Below are 17,560 nucleotides of genomic sequence, written 5' to 3' on the forward strand. Positions count from 1 at the left end.
CCCATTTTAATCTACCCTCTGCCACCATAGATAGGGGTCAATTCCATAAGGTGGCGTAGTGCGTGGCATATCAATTTTGCGCCAATATGCCACACGGAAAGCAGGGAGATTAAAATGCGGTATCGCATAAAATCCCCATAATAGCACCCTATCAAGTGCCTTGCCTATGGCGATTCTCTCACTCTCACTTTGAGCGTTGATTAATCGTTCAATCAGTGAATCTACCACCTCATCACTCACCCCGGCAAAATTCCTACTCCCGCTTACGTTTGCTACATTTGAGTTCCAATAATAGTTTTGCTCATTGCCCGGGAAAAGACTTTGTCCTAAAAGCTCAATGACCATATCATATTCAAAATTCCGCACACGATTAATATATTGCGAATCATCGACTTTTTTAATGCTTGCCTTAATGCCAAGTTTTTCTAGATTCTTCACAAAAGGCAAACAAATGCGCTCAAAGGCTTCATAAGAAATAAGAATCTCAAAGGTAAAGGGCTTGTTTTGCGGTGTGTAAAGGACGCCATTATGAATATAAAATCCCGCCTGTATGAGCAAATCCCTTGCATATTTGAGATTTTCTCTTAAATTCTCTCCACGCACTTTTGCCCCATCGGTGCGGGGGATTACATAGATTTCATTAAAGATTCTAGGATTTAGCTTGTTTTTGTATTCTAGTAAAATCTCCCTTTCGCGTCCGCTAGGCAGTCCATTAGAGGCAAAAGGAGAGTTATTAAAAATATGCGTGGTGCGCTCGTATTGATTGAAAAAGAGATTTTTATTACTCCATTCAAAGTCAAAAGCGTAAAGCAGGGCTTCGCGCACGGCAATATCTTTAAAAATAGGCTTTCTTGTATTGAAAAAAAATCCTTGAAAAGTGCTAGGAAGCTGATGTTTAAAGCTTTGCAAAATGATTTTACCCTCTGTCTTTGCCTTACTTTCATAATCTTTCGCCCATACTTTGGCTGAAGATTCTATGCGGTAGTCGTATTCCCCTGCTAAAAAGGCATTTTGTGCGACAGAGGCGTCTTTGTAGTATTCAATCACTATGGTATCAAAGTTAAATCGTCCCTTTTGCGTGGGGTGGTCTTTCGCCCAATAGTTTGGATTTCGCTCATACGTGATACTCCGCCCGATGTCATACTTTTTCACCCGATACGCACCGCTGCCTATGGGGATTTGCAAGGGATTGTCTAAAAATGTATTTTTATCATTTTGCATATAGATATGTTTAGGTAAGATAGGGAGCTGCCCGAGTATAAGCGGCAGTTCTTTATTAGAATCGTTTTTAAAATAAAAAATGACACGATTCTTATCTAGCACTTCTACACGCTCCACATCGGCATAGTAGCGTTTATACTCAATCCTCCCTAGACTAAGGAGCGTCTCAAAGCTAAAGGCTACATCCTCTGCACTCACCCTTACACCATCGCTAAAAGTCGCCTTGGGATTAATATGAAACATCACATAGTCTTTACCCTTTTGCATAGAATCTGCAATCAACCCATACTCGCTAAATGGCTCATCAAGGCTTTGAAAAGTAAGTGTGTCATATACGAGTGTGCTAAGCTCTGCGGCGGGATTGCCCTTTTGCGAAAAGGGATTAAGGCTATCAAAAGTGCCAAGCGCAAAGCCCTTCATTGTGCCGCCTTTTGGGGCATTGGGGTTAGCGTAGGCAAAGTGGGTGAAGGTGGGAGGATACTTGAGTGTGCCATAAACACTCAAAGCATAAGAAGGCAGCGGCTTTTCGCGACTTTTAAAAGAATCTGCACTCTCGGCTCGGTCATTTAGGCTTACTAAACTCCCTTCGCCTCGAGTTTGATAACTTTTAAAATTCATCGAAAATCCATCTACCCCTACACGTTTAGTATCCTGTGAAGCTAAAATCCTTTGCCCTCTATGTATAGTATCACCCTTATCTTGCAAAGTTTCTTTAGAATCTCCCTCCGCCTTTGCGTATTTAGAATCTCGCTCTATTACATTTGGCTCATCTTGCAAAGCATTAAAAGCATAAGCAAAGTGAGGAAAAACGAAGCAAACTAGAATAAAATAAGATGTTCTTAGCATTTTTCTAATTCCTGCTCTAAAGTAAGAGTAGCCTTAATCACCTTGCATATATTGACTAAATGCTCTAACTCTGCTTTGCTGCATACATAATCCGCACGATAACTAAGCCATTTCTCAATCACCTTATAACCACCGATAGTATAGTTATAGACATCTTCGCTCACACCTGTGATATGCAAATCATCATTGAGAATAAGGCAATGAGCAAGATGTCGCTTATTTGCATTGAGCTTTTTAATGGCAAGGCTTGGATTGTTTGTATTGGCATTTTCTCTAAAGTCTAAGATAATAGTAGAATCTTTTGGAGTTTCACGCATTAAGTGTAATGCTATGAGCTTTTTGCCATAAGATTCTAGTGTGTCAAAATAGCTTTCTTCTACATCAAAATGGATACGTGGGAAGCCGATTTTCAAGTATTCTGCATATTTGTTGCGATAGATTGGATTGTATAGATTCGCATAGATAAAGTATAGAATCTGCTCTGGGCTTTTATGCTTTAAAATGGTGTGGCTTTGGCAATAGTTTCTAAAAGATTCTGTAAAGTTAGGGATTTTCTCTATTTTGTCTGTTTGTGTATTATCATCTCCTGTGGTATTTTGATAGCGATAAAGCGGAGCGATGTAGGTTTCTGAACCTGTATTTTTTCCTCCTAGTGCCACATCGGTAATAACATCAATAACGAATCCGTAATCAAAGTAGGGATTGTAAGTTTGCTTTGGGAAACAAAGCCCCAAATTCTCACCTTGCAAAAAATGTTGCATAGTATCATAACGTGGATAGCCTAAAAAACCTTTGGTTTTGCCACTGAAAAATGTGTAGCGCGTATCAAATGGGCGATAGGCGATTTTTTGGATATGGGAATGCTGTGATAACCCACCCCCTAAGTTTTCTAAAATCTCATTATTCCAAAAGCGCAAGATTCTAAAGTTGTGAGATTGCAAATAAAAATCTCGCTCTATATCTTTAAAATTGCCATTATGCCCTCCGCCATCGCATTCTATAATCAATCGTTTTGCCAAACATATAAAATCAGCAATATATTGAGAATCTATAACAAATTGTCTTCTAAAGCCATAACCTAGCTTTTTATTTCTTAGCTCCTGCCAAAGTATTTTTTCTGCTTGCGTGGGATTCTTACGCATTTCTCTGCTAAAAGTTTTCATATATGGAGCAAGGTAGCGATGTTTATATGTGCGATAGACTTTTGCTTGGGGTTTTGCCCACCCCCTGACCCCCTCCGCAAAGGGAGGGGGAATAAAGGCAGAGTTACCATCCGCGCAGGGAGGGGTAAGATTTGTAGCCCCTCCACTTGCGGGAGGGGTTGGGGAGGGGTCATTTACAAAATCCTTAGATGATGTTTCCGCTTTAGTAGATGAGATGATAGAAAAGGCATTCTCCGCAGAGTAGGGGGGAGATGGTATATGAGATGAGGGATTAGAGAAAGCATAGTGTGCTATCACATCTTGCTTTGCTCTTTCTATGCTCCAATCTCGCTGGTCTTGTGCTTGATATTTTTGATAAATTTCTTGAGTATCGAGTCTTAGAAAATCGTTTAAAACATTTTGCATAGCTGTTTCATTGAACTGAATGCAAACTTTATCTTGTTGTGTTTTTATCCCACTGCTTGTTCGCTCAAATATTGCCTTTGTGTCCTTTAATGCCTTATCTTCTGCCAATGCCCAAAAGTCTTCATATTCTTCATTATCTAATACACAAGGGATAAACCAAAAGTATGGTGCTTGTGGGTTTAGCTCCTGCCATTGTATGCAATCTAGTCCCTTATAAGCGATGTCATTTAAAAGATTGTATTTATCGGCACGTTTGAAAATGTGATTATTGGCAGTGGAGAAATAAAAGAGTTTAGGGCTTTGCTCTAGTGTCGCTTCTTTGCAATAAATCGTGGAATGTGAGGTTCGCTCTTGTATAGAATCTTTGTTGCGTTGAATATTTGAGTTAGAATCTATATTTTTATGAGATACTTTAGCTTCAGTATGACAAGCGGCATTGTCATTGCGAGAGGCTTTAGCCTCGTGGCAATCCATAGAATCTTTATGAGATGTTTTATTATGGATTGCTTCGACTTTTTCAAAGTCTCGCAATGACGTATTAAGATTAGAATTTTCACTTTGAATTTTTAAGGATTCTAAGGATTTGCACTTTTTATTGTTTGTAATTCTAGTATCTTGCGTAAGAGACGAATTACACTTCACAAAGAGGGAGATACACACACCTACTCGTATATCAAACACATTCTCATCTTTCTCATTATCACCGTGTAAATTGATGATATAAATGCTATCAAAGTTTGTATAGAGGCTCTCGCGCATTTTACGATGCACTCGTCCATAGAGATAAGAATTAGGCGTGATAAAGCCCATAATACCACTATGAGAATCTATAAAAAGCGGGACTTCTGCCTTTGGGTCTGGGTCTGTGCGCTCTAAAAGCTTCCATTGTGCAAAACGAATAAATTTAATATAGTCATTGTTTAAGGGCTGGAGATTTGTCTCGTTTAAACCCACTTTGTAGGTATTATGGAGTTTAATAATTTCAGGGAGATTATTTTTAGAGTTTTGATAATAAGGCGGATTACCTAAAATCACTAGCACTTCTTCTTTGTGCTTAATTTTGCGCGCTTCTTTATCTTGCTCCTCTAATAACACAAGGGGCATAGTCATTTGATAATCTGCATTTATGCTTAAATCTAGAGTATTGGTTAGGAAAATTTGTAATTTATGCTCATCGCTAAAATCACTAAATCCTGCATTTTTAAGGATAGTAGAAAGCTTAATATGAGCGACAATATAAGGCACAAAGCTTAGCTCAAAGCCATAAATATCCTTTAAAAACTTATCTTTAATATCCATAATTTGAAAAATTTTGCTTTGCTCCTCCTGCAAGATAAGCTCAAAGACTTTAGCTAAAAAGCTACCTGTGCCTGTGGCAAAATCTAGCACTTTGACATCTTTATGTGCCAAACCTTTAGGCTTATTAAAATGCTTTTTAAGAATCTCGTGTATGGAAGATACAATGCAATTTACCACAGATTGAGGCGTGTAGAATACTCCTCCTTCTTTGCGTTTCTCACTTCCGCGTAATTCATCATAAGCTTTCAAGAAATCCTCATAAAGATAGATAGCCACGGATTCTATTTGTGTATTAAGGGCGGTGGCTAGAGTGCGTTTATCGATTAAAGCAATGGCTTTTTTGATATTTTCTAACGCATAGGCGACAGAGGCAGGGATATGAAAGCTAGGGATAGCAAAGTAGATAAACTCGCTTAAAAGGGCAAATTCTTTAGGCAGGAGATTCACAAAGCCTTCAAGCTGGGTGATTTCTATATGTTTGTCATTTTTACTATATGATTCACTCTCTAAATGTGCTACAAGTAGTCCATATACGACACTTTGTCCTAAAATATCGCAAAATTCCTCCTGTGCAAATTCATAGCGCGTGATGTTTCTAAAAGTTTCATAGGTTTTTTCAAAAAATTTATGAAAGCTCGTGCGTCTTGGCTCGTGGTAAGATTCCCTTGCTTTGAGTGCGAGATAAAAGCTCTGTGTACTTAGGATTTTAATCACTTCGGCTTTACTTTTAATCGCTGCTTGTGTGGCGTTGAAAAAATCACTTAAAAGGGCTTGAAAATCCTTTAGCTTATGTGCGAGTATAGAATCTTGCATATCTTTAAAGAGATGTGTATCTAGCCCATAGTCAAAAAGTGTTGTATCGCTAATGATAGTCCCAAAACTGATAAGGATAAAGCGATTATAGTTTGTAAGCATAATATTGGGGCATATTTGCAGGTATTTATCAAGCTGCTTTCCCTTAATATGCGCATTTAGGTCTTCTCCCCATTGTTTGCATTCGATAAATCCCATGAGGGCGTTGTAGCTCAATGTATTTTTAGAATCTATACGTTTATAGACTTTATAATCGGGGCGGATATGCCCTTGCCCTACCTCTGCTTTTGGCTCGTGGATTATGTAGCATTTATCATCATTTTTTAAGACATTGAGCAGATTCTCTAAAAACGTGCGAAAGGAATGTTCATTGTATTCATTTGTCCTAAGTGTGCTTGCTAGAGCATTTTGATAATCGCTAAGGGCTTGTATCATTGGTATTCTTTAATAGCTTTGCCAAAGATTGAGGATAGAATCTATGCTTTCAGGGAATATACCTGCGATAAATATAAGAGCTATCACAAAGGGTAGAAAATATTTGATATACACATACCACACATTGATAAGCTTTGGTGCGAGAGTGCCATTATTGCTCAGCTCCTTTTTTGCATCATCTTTTAGCACAAAGCCCACAAAAAGCAATGTGCCAAGCGAAGTCAGCACAAAGAGAATATTGCCACTTACAAAATCAAATATATCAAAGATATTTTTGCCCTGCCATACAATATCTTCCGAAGGTCCATAAGCAAGAATACAGGGGATATTTCCACAAATAAAAATAAAGCCTAGTGTAATATTGATTGCCTTTAGACGTGAGAGGTGGTATTTCTCCTTCAAAGTAGTGATAATTACCTCATAAATAGGCAGCGAAGTAGTGAGTGCGGCGGTGATAAGCAGCAGGAAAAAGACAAGGGCGATAACATTGCCAAAATAAATATGGGAAAAGACGATAGGGAGTGTTTGAAATACGAGGCTAGGTCCTTGGTCGGGGCTTAAACCAAAGCTAAAGAGCGAAGGAAAAATCATAAATCCTGCTAAAAGCGCAATCAGGGTGTTTAACACACCTGTGGCAATGGCGGTTTTTATCATATTTTCATTTTTTTGCAGATAGGAGCTAAGAGTAATCATCACGCCAAAGCCTAAAGATAGGGCGAAAAACACTTGTCCTAACACAGCGATAAAAAGCTTTGCATTGATTTTACTAAAATCAGGCAAGAGATAGAACTTCACGCCCTCCATCGCCCCGGGCAAAGTAAGATTACGCACAACCATAATAAGAAGACAGATAAAAAGCAAGGGCATAAGGTATTTCATACTGCGCTCAATCCCATCAATCACGCCCTTTTTAAGAATGAGCCAATTAATCCCCACAAAGAGTGTGGTAAAGATGCCAATCATCAGCGGATTATGTTCGATATGGCTTTGATAGAAACTTTGCGCGACTTCCTTTGTGATAGGAGTAGAGAGATTAAGCTCCCCGCTTAAAATACTAATAATATAGCTAATCACCCAGCCACCAAGCACCATATAATACGCCATAATCCCAAATGCCCCAAGCACACCAAGATAGCCAATACCCTTAAAAAAGCGCGGGATTGTTCTACCCTCTACCTCTCCACCAAAGGCGTCAATGGTATTTTTATGCGCACGTCTGCCGATAACATTTTCTACCCAAATCACGGGAATTCCCACTAAAATCATAGCAAGGATAAATATTAGCACATATGCCCCACCGCCATTTTCTCCCACGAGATAGGGAAATCGCCAAGTCGCACCAAAGCCGATAGTCGCTCCAGCTACGGTTAAAATATAAGTGAGCGATGAGCTCCAAGTTTGCCGTGATTGCATTATTTTTTCCTTTTGTTTGGAATCTTCCAAAAAACATAAATGACTTTAATAAGCACGCTAAAGATAATCCCCTCTAAAATCGCCCCAAGCACAAAGGACGCATAAAGCGTATCATCTAATTCACCTATGCCCTTGCCCAAAGTCGCTGTGGCGATAAGGAAAGTGAGAGGCATAGAATCGCTTAATGCGAAAAGTAGAGTGGATTTAGGATTCTTAAAATATTTGCCAAAGACGATACTCGCACTGATGATACGCAAAGTCAGCATACCAATGACAAGATAAGAAGCGTGAAACAAAATCTTTGTGTCGCTAAAAAGCGCCTTTAAATCCAACGTAGAGCCGATATAGACAAAAAAGAAAGGCACTAAAAATCCAAAACCAAAGTGATTGAGGTGTTCAGGCAGCGCGGCTTTGTGCTTAAAAAATGTGCTGATGATGCTCCCAGCTAGGAATGCCCCAAGCACGGCTTTAATATCTAAAAACATCATTAAAAGCACGAAGCTAAAAAGCAAGAAAAAGACAAAACGCAAATCTTGTGAGTTGCTATCATCGCTTGGGAGAAACAAAAAGCGCAATTGAGGTATCCACCAAAAAATGATTCTCGCCACCTGAAAGCAACACGCCACGCCGATTAAGAAAAGCAATAAAATAAGGAGTTTTTGCCCTAGCTCATTGCCTATGCCGTGTCGTGATGCGCCATCTATAATCACAAGTGCAGCAATACTCACTAGCTCACCTAAAATGCCAATTTTTAAGGCTAAATCAAGCCAAGGCTGCTTCTTGCCATAGTCCTTTATCAACGCTACAATCATACCCAAGCTCATTACCGGAAATGCAGCGATATAAATATATGAAATACCTGTGCTAAAGACTACAAGACAGGTAATCCCATAAAGTGTGCAAAAGTAAGCAAGGGCTTGTAAAAGGAAGCTTGAGCCAAGTTTGCTAAAGGATTTAATATCCACTTCCAAGCCACAAAGAAACATTAAAAACAAAAAGCCCACTTCAGCGATAATGTGAATTTCATTCACTTCGTGAATAAAGCCAAAAAAATACGCCGCTAATGCGCCTAAAATCATCTCTACTACGACAACGGGAATGCGTGTGATAGAGCTAATGGGCGAGGCAAACAAAATCAGCAAGGCAAAAATGCTAAATCCGCTTAGTGTTTCTATCGTGCCGCTCATTAGATATCCTTATGGGGTAATATACTATCGCTTAAACCTAACGCATACAAAATCGCGCGAGGGTAGAGGGTGTATTCACAAGCGTGGATTCTAGATTCAAAATCTGCTAGCGAATCTTGAGGGTGCTTTGCTATCTTTTCTTGCAGGATAATATCACCACTATCGAGCTCCTCGCTCACCCAATGCACACTTACTCCGCCATAATCGGTTTCATCATTAAAGCTATCTCTAATTGCGTGTGCGCCTTTATGCGCGGGTAAAAAGGAAGGGTGAATATTGATAGCTTGAAAGCTTTGTGTGAAAAGGGGCGTTAAGATTCTCATAAATCCGGCTAAAAAGACATAATCAATATGATGAGCCTTTAAGAGCGCTATCATCGCTTCATCAAAGCTTTGTCGTGAGGTAAAATCACGATGAGAGATAATCTCACAGGGTATATGAAGTTGCTTTGCACGTGTAATACCATAGGCATTGGGATTATTACAAAGGGTAAGGCTTATCTCAATCAGCACTTCTTTTTTACTCGCATTATAGAATCTTTTATGATGCAAAGATTCTATAAGATTTTGCATATTGCTTCCATTGCCACTAAAGAGAATCGCACAATGAAGCGTTTTAGGCATACTAAGCATTGAAAAATTGCGGATAGTCAATTTTAAGAGATTTGATAATCTCAATCATCTCATCTTGCCCATAAGGTGTATCTTCGGGCAAATGCTCATAAAACTTATCCATTTGTGCAGAGTAGGCTTCTGTAAGTGCTTGAATATGCTTTTTTTTCGCCCCGGCAAAGTAGAGTGCCACGCCTAGCATATCAACGACTTCTAATGCCATTTCTTCTAAACTCATCTCTAAACTTAGATCATCTTTAGCGTTGTCAGTGCTCATAGTGCCTCCTTGTGTTTGTTTAGGATATATTCTATCTGTGTTTTAATATCATCATAGGCAAAGCTTTCTTTGAATCCTTCAATCTTCCCGCCAGAAGCGTTTTTATGCCCTCCACCATTAAATAGCTCCCTACTCATCGCACTCACATCGCAGTTTCCATTCGCACGCAAAGAGATATTACCACGAGGATTCACATCAAGGTAGAAGTCATACTCGGGATTACAACGCAAAAAGAGATTTGCTAATATGCTAATGCCACCCATAGAATAGCTTAAAAAACCTTTTTTGTCATCATAATAAATCGTGCAAAGCCGCTTTTTCGTGCTTAAAAGCTTTACTTGTGCGTTAGAGATAATCGTATCCATTGTTTGATTCTGTGGGTCGCCCCCTAGAATGCGCTTTTTAATCTCATAAAGTGCATTATCAAAGGCTACTTCGCCTTGTGGAAGCTCTATAAAATCTCTCATAGATTCAATAATAGCAAATTTATAATCCCTATGCTCCTTATCAAACATAAAGCGATTTAGCTCAAAGCTTCCACTAATCGCTCCCATAGCCACTTTGCCAAAGTCAAATTTATAGCCATCTTCTAGCCAAATATCCACAGAATTAATCATACTACTTAAATGACTAATCCAGTTTAGCCGTGTGCTATCAAGCAGAGGGTAAGATTGAAAGAGTGTATCAAAGGTAATTTTAGAAGCGCTCCTTAGGGCGTCTAAATGATACCACTCATATTTATCCGCACATTCTTGTCCACTGATATGGTGGTCTAAAAGCAGAATCTCTATATCAAATCCAGCAATTTTTAGCTCTCCTATACGCTCATTGAGGTAGTTTGCCTCGCTTAAAGTGAGGTTTAAATCCGTAACAAGCACGAGATACTTTTCTTGTGGTTTTTTGGAATCTGGCGCGTTTTTAGGCGTTTTACCAAACTTTGCAGCAAGGAGAGATTCTGGCAATAGGACAGAGTGGACGATGCTATCGAGTATGCTATTTAGCCGCACAAGCACTTCTTTACCATAGTTTGCATTATAAAATGCAATGTGTGAAAAAAACTCTTTAGCGATAAACTGACAACCATATCCGTCTAAGTCTGTGTGTGAGAGATGAAAAACTTTCATTTATATCCTTGTTATGTTTAAAATTGTATGTTAAGTGTGCCTACTACCTCAAATTTAATGCGAGAGTCGATTTCTGCATTGCCAAGTATGCTGATATTTATGCCAAATGGTTCAAGAAGCTTCACTAGAGGCTTACGGATTCTGTAATCTACAAGCATTACGGGAATGATATTTTTCTGCCTTAATGCAATGTCTTCTTCCTCTATAGCTTCTACGAGCTTTTGCACATCGTTAGAATGCAGCACGAAGCTTTTGCCTCCGGGCTGTTCTTTAAGTCTATCGATGAGATATTGCTCTGTGGCAAGAGTGAGAGTGAAAATCTTTAGATTCCCATCTTCTGCCTTAAATACATCAGTGATTGTTCGTGCAAGACGAGCACGCACTTGCTCTACAATACTTTCTGTATCATCTTGCAAAATAGGATAGGTATCTGCGATACCCTCTAAAATCGTAGGTAAATCTTTGATAGGAATACGCTCGTGGAGCAAATCACGTAATACACGTAAAATTGTGCTCATAGGGACTTTAGCCGCTTCACTCACAACCACAGGATAATCTTTAGCGTGTCTATCCATAAGCATTTTGACTTCATCACGTGTGATAAAGTCTTCCGCATAAGTTTTAATCAGCTCTGTGAGATGTGTAGTGATAATCGTAGAGGGATCAATAATATTATAACCCTGAATAACCGCATTTTCCCTGTCTTTGGGTTCTATCCATAATGCATCCATACCAAAGGCGGGCTCTTTAGTTGCAATTCCCTCGATTGGCTGCCCTACCATACCCGTATCCATTGCTAAAAACTTATCAGGCATCACCTCCCCACTGCCGATTTTCACACCTTTCAGCAAAATAGAGTATTCATTTGGTTGCAAATTAAGATTATCTTTGATACGAATCTGCGGGACAAGAAAACCATAATCCATAGCAATATTTTTACGCATAGCGCGGATTCTCTCTAGTAAATCGCCATTTTGTTTTACATCAGCTAGGCGGATAAGCCCATAACCCAAATAAATCTCTAAAGTCTCTACCTTGAGGGCTTCGCTGATGATATTTTCTTCTTCTTTTTTGATTTCCTCTTCTGTTTTCTGCACTCTTTGGGCTTTGTGCTGTGAGATGTCAATATCTTTTTCTGTCTTTTCTTGGGCTTTAGCGGTATCTATAGGAGCTTTTTTGCGGAAGTATTTTTCCAAGAAAGCAAAGAAGCTGCTGACATCTTCTCTGCTTGTGAGATAAGCTACTGCAAGGAAAAATATACCTACGAAGCCTAGCGATATAGGCAGCCCCGGAACAAGTGCAAATAGGATAAGGATAAATCCTACAATACTTAGAATCTTACCATTATTGGTAATTTGCGTGATAATATCATTTGCAAAATTTCTATTTGCTTCTGAATTTTTGGCTGCACGTGTAGTGATGATGCCTGTTGCCGTGGCTACAATGAGCGCGGGAATCTGCCCTACTAAGCCATCGCCAATAGTAAGAATGGTAAAAGTCTCTGCACTTTGCTTCACACTCATACCGTGTTCAAACACCCCGATAAGAAAGCCACCGATTATATTTACAATAGTAATGATGATAGCTGCGATTGCGTCGCCTTTGACAAATTTACTCGCTCCGTCCATCGTGCCATAAAAATCCGCTTCTTGAGCGAGGGCATCTCTACGCTTTTGCGCTTCTTCCTGCCCTATTAATCCGGCGTTTAAGTCTGCATCAATCGCCATTTGCTTACCGGGCATCGCATCGAGAGTAAATCGTGCTCTTACTTCTGTTACCCGCGTAGAACCATTGGTGATAACGATAAGATTCACAATCACAAGGATAGTAAAGACGATAACCCCAATGACATAATTCCCCCCTACCACAAAATGCCCAAATGCTGCTACAATACTACTTACTGCTTCTACCCCATTATGCCCCTCGCTTAGAATCATACGCGTAGTAGCGACATTGAGCGCGAGACGATAGAGGGTAACAATAAGAAGTATGGTAGGAAAGGCGGAAAATTCAGTGGCTTTATCCACATAGAGTGTGATAAGGATTATCAGTAAAGAAAGCGCGATAGATACGCTTAATAAAAAGTCTAATACCCCGCTAGGCAAAGGTACGACAATAATCCCCACGATAAGCACAATGAAGGTAACTATTATCATCTCCTTGCTTTGTGAGAGGCTTTTAAAAAATGGCAAGCCTTGGCTTAGAATCTTTGTCGCATTAAATGTCAAACTTGCTATCCTTAAGGTATGATTAGGGCGTTATGCTTACTTTAGGCTGTGTCAAATGTAAAATATGGCATTTTAGCAGGAATTATTAAATTGTGAGTGTTATAATCCTTTGTCGAAAGATGAGAGATATGGAGGGTAAGAATGGCAAAATCTGCAAATAAAAATCTCCACGAGGCAAAGAAAAATAAAAAAGATGAGTTTTACACTCAACTTAGCGATATAGAAAATGAGCTAAAGCATTATAAAGCCTACTTTAAAGATAAAATCGTGCTATGTAATTGCGATGACCCTCTAGCTTCAAATTTCTTTAAATACTTTTTCTTCTTTAAAGCCTGATTACACTTGATACTAAAGAATCTAGCCTTTTCAAGATAGCAGACGCCTCTCGCAATGACAACTTTAAGTATCTAAAGGAAATTCTATGAAACACACATTGCCAAAAGAATGGCAGAGGGTAAGGCTTGGGGATATAGCTTTAAAAATTTTTTCAGGCGGAACACCGCAAAGCACAAAGGAAGAATATTATCAAGGAAATATACCTTGGCTCAATACAGGAGAAGTAAAAAATACTAGAATCTACCAAACAGAAAAATACATTACAGAACTTGGACTTCAAAACTCATCAGCAAAATGGGTAAAAATAGATTCTGTTATAATAGCTTTATATGGTGCTACTGCTGGAAAAGTTGCTATTAATAAAATACCTCTTACAACCAATCAAGCGTGTTGCAACATAATACTTAATAGTAAAAAGGCTTATTATGAATACATTTACTATGCAATTTCTAATGCCTATTTGCATTTATTTTCTCTAGCGTCTGGAACTGCACGTTCAAATTTAAGTGTTTCATTGATAGCCGACTATAAAATCCCCTTACCGCCTTTAGCGGCACAAAACAATATCGCTAGAATCTTAAGTGTGTTAGATTCTAAAATCGAGCTCAATAACCGCATTAATAAAGAGTTAGAGAATCTTGCCAAACTCCTTTACACGCGCTATTTTGTGGAGTTTAACTTCCCTAATGAGCAGGGCAAACCCTATAAATCAAGTGGTGGCGCAATGGTGTATAACTAAACCCTAAAACGCGAGATTCCCAAAGATTGGGAGGTAGAAAACATCGAAACAAACAGCCTTGCTTCAATCATACAGGCAAAAATTGATACATTTACAGGGGAGAAAATATATCTTCCAACATCAGCAATTCAAAATGATGTGATAGTAGATTTATCTAATACAACTACCTTTGAAACACGAGAATCTAGGGCAAATATGCAGCCAATCAAAGATTCTGTATGGTTTGCCAAAATGAAAGATAGTAAAAAATATATATATATTTTGGAGATTATTCAAACTCTATATATTCTCTTAATTTTATCGACAGGAATGTGTGGGCTATCGTGCAAACATAATGCTTTAGAATATATGTGGAATGTTATTAGCTCAAATGAATTTGATGTGATGAAAAATGCTTTTGCTAATGGTTCAACACAACAGGCAATTAATGAAAAAACTTTAAAACTTATCCCTTTAGTTATTCCAAATGAAAGCGTGCTAGATGATTTTCACGCAAAAACCTACGCTATTTATAAGCAAAAATATTTAAACCAGCAAGAATCCCACATATTAAGCAACTATCGCGATTTCTTACTGCCTTTATTAATGAATAATCAAGTAGAGGCTTTGGGGTGAAGATATAATCCCTATCTCAATGGCAAATTAAAATATACCCGGATACTTATCCGCCAAGTTAAAAGCATTCAGGCCTTAAAAGATGAGGAGGAGTGTTTTATAAATAGTAAATAAACATAGAACCGCATAAAATCAAAGATTTAGTGCAAGGCTATAAAAGAGATGAAGCAAGTAGCGAGGTAGTGGCCTTTGGAGATTCTAAACCCCGCCTGAATATCCGCCCAAAATATCAAAGGGAATTTGTCTATAAAGATAAGCAACAAGAAGCTGTCGTTGATACGATTTTAAAGGGCTTTCCTTTAAATACTATGTATTGGGTAAAAAATGAAGCAAGTGCTGAATATGAATTTGAAGTGCTAGATGGACGGCAAAGAAGCATTAGTATTTGCGAGTATTTTATCGGGGAATTTGCTTTTGATGGGCTCAATTTCCATAATCTCCCCACAGACAAACAGGAGGACTTTTTAAACTATGAGCTTAATATTTATCTTTGCGAGGGCAAGGATAGCGAAAAGCTAGAGTGGTTTAGAGTAATCAATATCGCAGGAGAGAAGCTTACCGAGCAGGAATTACGCAATGCCATTTATGCAAGTAGGTGGTTAAGCGATGCAAAGCTTAAATTTTCTAAAAATAATTGTTTGTGCGAACAAAAAGCTAAAAAATATTTAAAAGGCTCTAGTATTAGGCAGGATTTTTTAGAGACAGCTATTGCTTGGATAGTAGGCAAAAGAGAGGATAAAAAGATTTGTGAATATATGGCAAAAAATGCTAAAGATTCTAAAAATGCTGATGGATTATGGAGCTATTTTAGTGCGGTGATTGAGTGGGTGGAAATGAAATTTAGCACATACCGCAAAGAAATGCAAGGCTTAGAATGGGGCTTTCTTTATAATACTTACAAAGATGAAGAGCTAGATTCTAAAGAATTAGAAGAACGTATTGCAAGGCTTATGCAAGATAGCGAAGTGCAGAGCAAAAAGGGTATTTATGAATATGTGCTAAGCGGAAAAGAGAAATTCTTAAATCTAAGAACCTTTGATGAGAATACCAAGCGTGAATTATATGAAAAGCAGGGCGGCAAATGTGCAAATGCTAAATGCCCACAAAAAGATAAGATTTTTGAGCTTAAAGAAATGGAGGCTGACCATATTATCCCGTGGAGTAATGGCGGCAAAACTATAAAAGAAAATGCTCAATTATTATGCCGTGAGTGCAATAGAATAAAAAGTGATAGCTAACTTCATATAGCACTTAAGCATCTTAGGCATAGACTGCGAGGGCATTTTGGTCTCGATTCTATGTGCTAAAAATACTTTAAGGACACAATAGCAAAGATTGTTTCGTCTATTAGCTTTTTGATTGCAAACATTCCTTACATTCACTAATGCTTTTGTTAAAACAAAAAACAGCAAACAAGATTCTAATTTTGCCTACTCACAAGATAGAATTTCTCTAGCCTATATAATAAGTGTGAGGCATATCCTCACTTGTATAAAATAAATCGCACGAAGGTTCATAAATATATCACTCACCCTCTTAAAGCGTTGTAGGGGTTGGGGGGGATATATAAGGGGGAGTGAGACATACATTGCCGAGCCGACTTTGCGCTTGTGCTTTAACACTAGTCCACACTTGCACATTTAAGCTCCTCCCCCTAGAAAAAAAGAACAACATAAAAGAATTTCAAATTGCAGCAAAATAGTGTTTGTTAAAATATTAAATAGAAACCATTGTTTTTATTTAATATAAAAAGCCTATTTTAAGGGCTTTGTGATAATTTTGTTATTCAATATCTCACACGTCCCAGCCAAAGATACTTTTATTGGTATCAAGTGTTTTGATTGCTGCCATATCTGCGCTGGAGAGACTAAAGTCAAAGATATTTAGATTTTCAGCCATTCTCTCTTTTTTGCTACTTTTTGGAATCACATTAATGCCTCGCTCTATAAGATACCTAAGCCCCACTTGTGCCACAGATTTATTATATTTTTTGCCGATATTTTTTAATGTTTCATTATTGAAAAAATCCTTTTCACCCTTAGCGAAAGGACTCCATGCCTGCATAATCGTTTTATGCTTTTGCATAGCCTTTTGCAGCTCCTCACGTTGGAAAAAGACATTGACTTGGACTTGATTTACCGCCGGAATCACCTTCACAGATTTGACAAAGTCTAAATACACTTTCGTATCAAAGTTTGAAATACCCAAAGCCTTGATTTTACCCTCTTTGTAAAACTCCTCCATCGCCTTATACATTTGCCTTGCCTGTGGGTAGGCGCGATGCAAAAGGAGTAAATCCACATAATCTAGCTTCAATGCCTTTAGAGAGTTCTCGATACTCTTTTTGGTCGCCTCATAGCTCATATCACTAGAAAGCTTCGTGGTGATAAAAATCTCCTCACGTTTAAAACCACTTTTTTTAATCGCATTACCAATTTCAGCCTCATTTTTATACATCTGTGCAGTGTCAAATGCCCTATATCCTACCTTTAGTGCATCAAGGATTGCCCTCTCGCAGTCCTTACCCAAGAGTGAGTAAGTCCCAAGCCCGATAATAGGCATTTTCACGCCATTATTGAGTGTTTGAATCATCACTTCTCCTTTCTTAGCACTATCTGCAAAAAGTGGGGATAGCCCAAAGGCACTTACCCCCGCCATAAGTATTGCAGATTGCTTTAAAAAATCTCGTCTGCCATTGTAATAGGATAGCTCTTGCATATTTGCTCCTTTGTGAAATATATCATTTAGCTTACTATATCACTTAAAGGTAACTAAAACACATAGCCCAAAAGTGCGCTTACACCATAATAATAAAGATTATCCGCTTGATTGATAGCTGCTTTAAAAT

General features: G+C 38.4%; 12 protein-coding genes and 1 pseudogene. 4 read left to right on the plus strand and 9 right to left on the minus strand.

Annotated features, from left to right (window positions below):
* Positions 1 to 6 precede the first annotated feature (6 nt).
* The 8 genes from QZ289_RS08665 to flhA are packed head-to-tail and all read right to left on the minus strand — an operon-like array spanning position 7 to position 13,022.
* A complete protein-coding gene (locus QZ289_RS08665) occupies positions 7 to 2,067 on the minus strand; it encodes an extracellular solute-binding protein (protein ID WP_295701658.1) in 2,061 nt (686 codons plus the stop codon).
* The gene (locus QZ289_RS08670; protein WP_295701660.1) at positions 2,061 to 6,182 is read right to left on the minus strand and encodes a type ISP restriction/modification enzyme; all 4,122 of its coding nucleotides are present in this window, start codon (positions 6,180 to 6,182) and stop codon (positions 2,061 to 2,063) included. The genes QZ289_RS08665 and QZ289_RS08670 overlap by 7 nt, the downstream gene beginning before the upstream one ends.
* Before the next feature lie 9 nt (positions 6,183 to 6,191).
* On the minus strand, positions 6,192 to 7,595 hold the full coding sequence (locus QZ289_RS08675) for a sodium-dependent transporter (RefSeq protein WP_295701662.1): 1,404 nt from the start codon (positions 7,593 to 7,595) through the stop codon (positions 6,192 to 6,194).
* The gene (locus QZ289_RS08680; protein ID WP_295701665.1) at positions 7,595 to 8,782 is read right to left on the minus strand and encodes a cation:proton antiporter; all 1,188 of its coding nucleotides are present in this window, start codon (positions 8,780 to 8,782) and stop codon (positions 7,595 to 7,597) included. Before QZ289_RS08680 ends, QZ289_RS08675 begins: the two co-directional genes overlap by 1 nt.
* Positions 8,782 to 9,405, minus strand: coding sequence for a phosphoribosylglycinamide formyltransferase (purN, locus tag QZ289_RS08685; RefSeq protein WP_295701667.1), 624 nt, complete (start codon positions 9,403 to 9,405; stop codon positions 8,782 to 8,784). The genes QZ289_RS08680 and purN overlap by 1 nt, the downstream gene beginning before the upstream one ends.
* Position 9,406: 1 nt before the next feature.
* A complete protein-coding gene (locus QZ289_RS08690; RefSeq protein WP_295701668.1) occupies positions 9,407 to 9,670 on the minus strand; it encodes a hypothetical protein in 264 nt (87 codons plus the stop codon).
* Complete coding sequence (locus tag QZ289_RS08695; RefSeq protein WP_295701670.1) at positions 9,667 to 10,794, minus strand: 3',5'-cyclic-nucleotide phosphodiesterase; 1,128 nt, start codon at positions 10,792 to 10,794, stop codon at positions 9,667 to 9,669. Before QZ289_RS08695 ends, QZ289_RS08690 begins: the two co-directional genes overlap by 4 nt.
* 17 nt (positions 10,795 to 10,811) lie before the next feature.
* Positions 10,812 to 13,022, minus strand: a complete 2,211-nt coding sequence (gene flhA, locus QZ289_RS08700) for a flagellar biosynthesis protein FlhA (RefSeq protein ID WP_295701672.1) — start codon at positions 13,020 to 13,022, stop codon at positions 10,812 to 10,814.
* 141 nt (positions 13,023 to 13,163) lie between these two features.
* On the opposite strand from flhA, the pseudogene QZ289_RS08705 reads away from it, so the two are divergent.
* The 4 genes and pseudogenes from QZ289_RS08705 to QZ289_RS08720 all read left to right on the plus strand — a co-directional run.
* A pseudogene (locus QZ289_RS08705) lies at positions 13,164 to 13,343 on the plus strand (adenine-specific methyltransferase EcoRI family protein); the annotation flags it as partial.
* 100 nt (positions 13,344 to 13,443) lie between these two features.
* The gene (locus QZ289_RS08710; RefSeq protein WP_295701674.1) at positions 13,444 to 14,097 is read left to right on the plus strand and encodes a restriction endonuclease subunit S; all 654 of its coding nucleotides are present in this window, start codon (positions 13,444 to 13,446) and stop codon (positions 14,095 to 14,097) included.
* A 138-nt stretch (positions 14,098 to 14,235) separates the two neighbouring features.
* Entirely contained in the window at positions 14,236 to 14,712 is a 477-nt protein-coding gene (locus QZ289_RS08715; protein WP_295701676.1) for a hypothetical protein, read from the plus strand.
* Between the two features lie 143 nt (positions 14,713 to 14,855).
* Positions 14,856 to 15,950: a DUF262 domain-containing protein gene (locus tag QZ289_RS08720; protein WP_295701678.1), complete on the plus strand. Its 1,095-nt coding sequence runs from the start codon at positions 14,856 to 14,858 to the stop codon at positions 15,948 to 15,950.
* A gap of 556 nt (positions 15,951 to 16,506) precedes the next feature.
* Here the strand turns inward: QZ289_RS08720 and QZ289_RS08725 are convergent.
* On the minus strand, positions 16,507 to 17,430 hold the full coding sequence (locus QZ289_RS08725; RefSeq protein ID WP_295701680.1) for an aldo/keto reductase: 924 nt from the start codon (positions 17,428 to 17,430) through the stop codon (positions 16,507 to 16,509).
* Positions 17,431 to 17,560 lie beyond the last annotated feature (130 nt).

The organism is uncultured Helicobacter sp. (genome assembly GCF_910577135.1).
Taxonomy (GTDB): Bacteria; Campylobacterota; Campylobacteria; order Campylobacterales; family Helicobacteraceae; genus Helicobacter_C; species Helicobacter_C mastomyrinus.

Excerpts from the sequence above, each read along its gene's own strand:
- QZ289_RS08710 (WP_295701674.1), top strand. The coding sequence starts at position 13,444 with ATGAAACACACATTGCCAAAAGAATGGCAGAGGGTAAGGCTTGGGGAT.
- QZ289_RS08670 (WP_295701660.1), bottom strand. The coding sequence starts at position 6,182 with ATGATACAAGCCCTTAGCGATTATCAAAATGCTCTAGCAAGCACACTT.
- QZ289_RS08675 (WP_295701662.1), bottom strand. The coding sequence starts at position 7,595 with ATGCAATCACGGCAAACTTGGAGCTCATCGCTCACTTATATTTTAACC.
- purN (WP_295701667.1), bottom strand. The coding sequence starts at position 9,405 with ATGCCTAAAACGCTTCATTGTGCGATTCTCTTTAGTGGCAATGGAAGC.
- QZ289_RS08695 (WP_295701670.1), bottom strand. The coding sequence starts at position 10,794 with ATGAAAGTTTTTCATCTCTCACACACAGACTTAGACGGATATGGTTGT.
- QZ289_RS08680 (WP_295701665.1), bottom strand. The coding sequence starts at position 8,782 with ATGAGCGGCACGATAGAAACACTAAGCGGATTTAGCATTTTTGCCTTG.
- QZ289_RS08690 (WP_295701668.1), bottom strand. The coding sequence starts at position 9,670 with ATGAGCACTGACAACGCTAAAGATGATCTAAGTTTAGAGATGAGTTTA.
- QZ289_RS08665 (WP_295701658.1), bottom strand. The coding sequence starts at position 2,067 with ATGCTAAGAACATCTTATTTTATTCTAGTTTGCTTCGTTTTTCCTCAC.
- QZ289_RS08725 (WP_295701680.1), bottom strand. The coding sequence starts at position 17,430 with ATGCAAGAGCTATCCTATTACAATGGCAGACGAGATTTTTTAAAGCAA.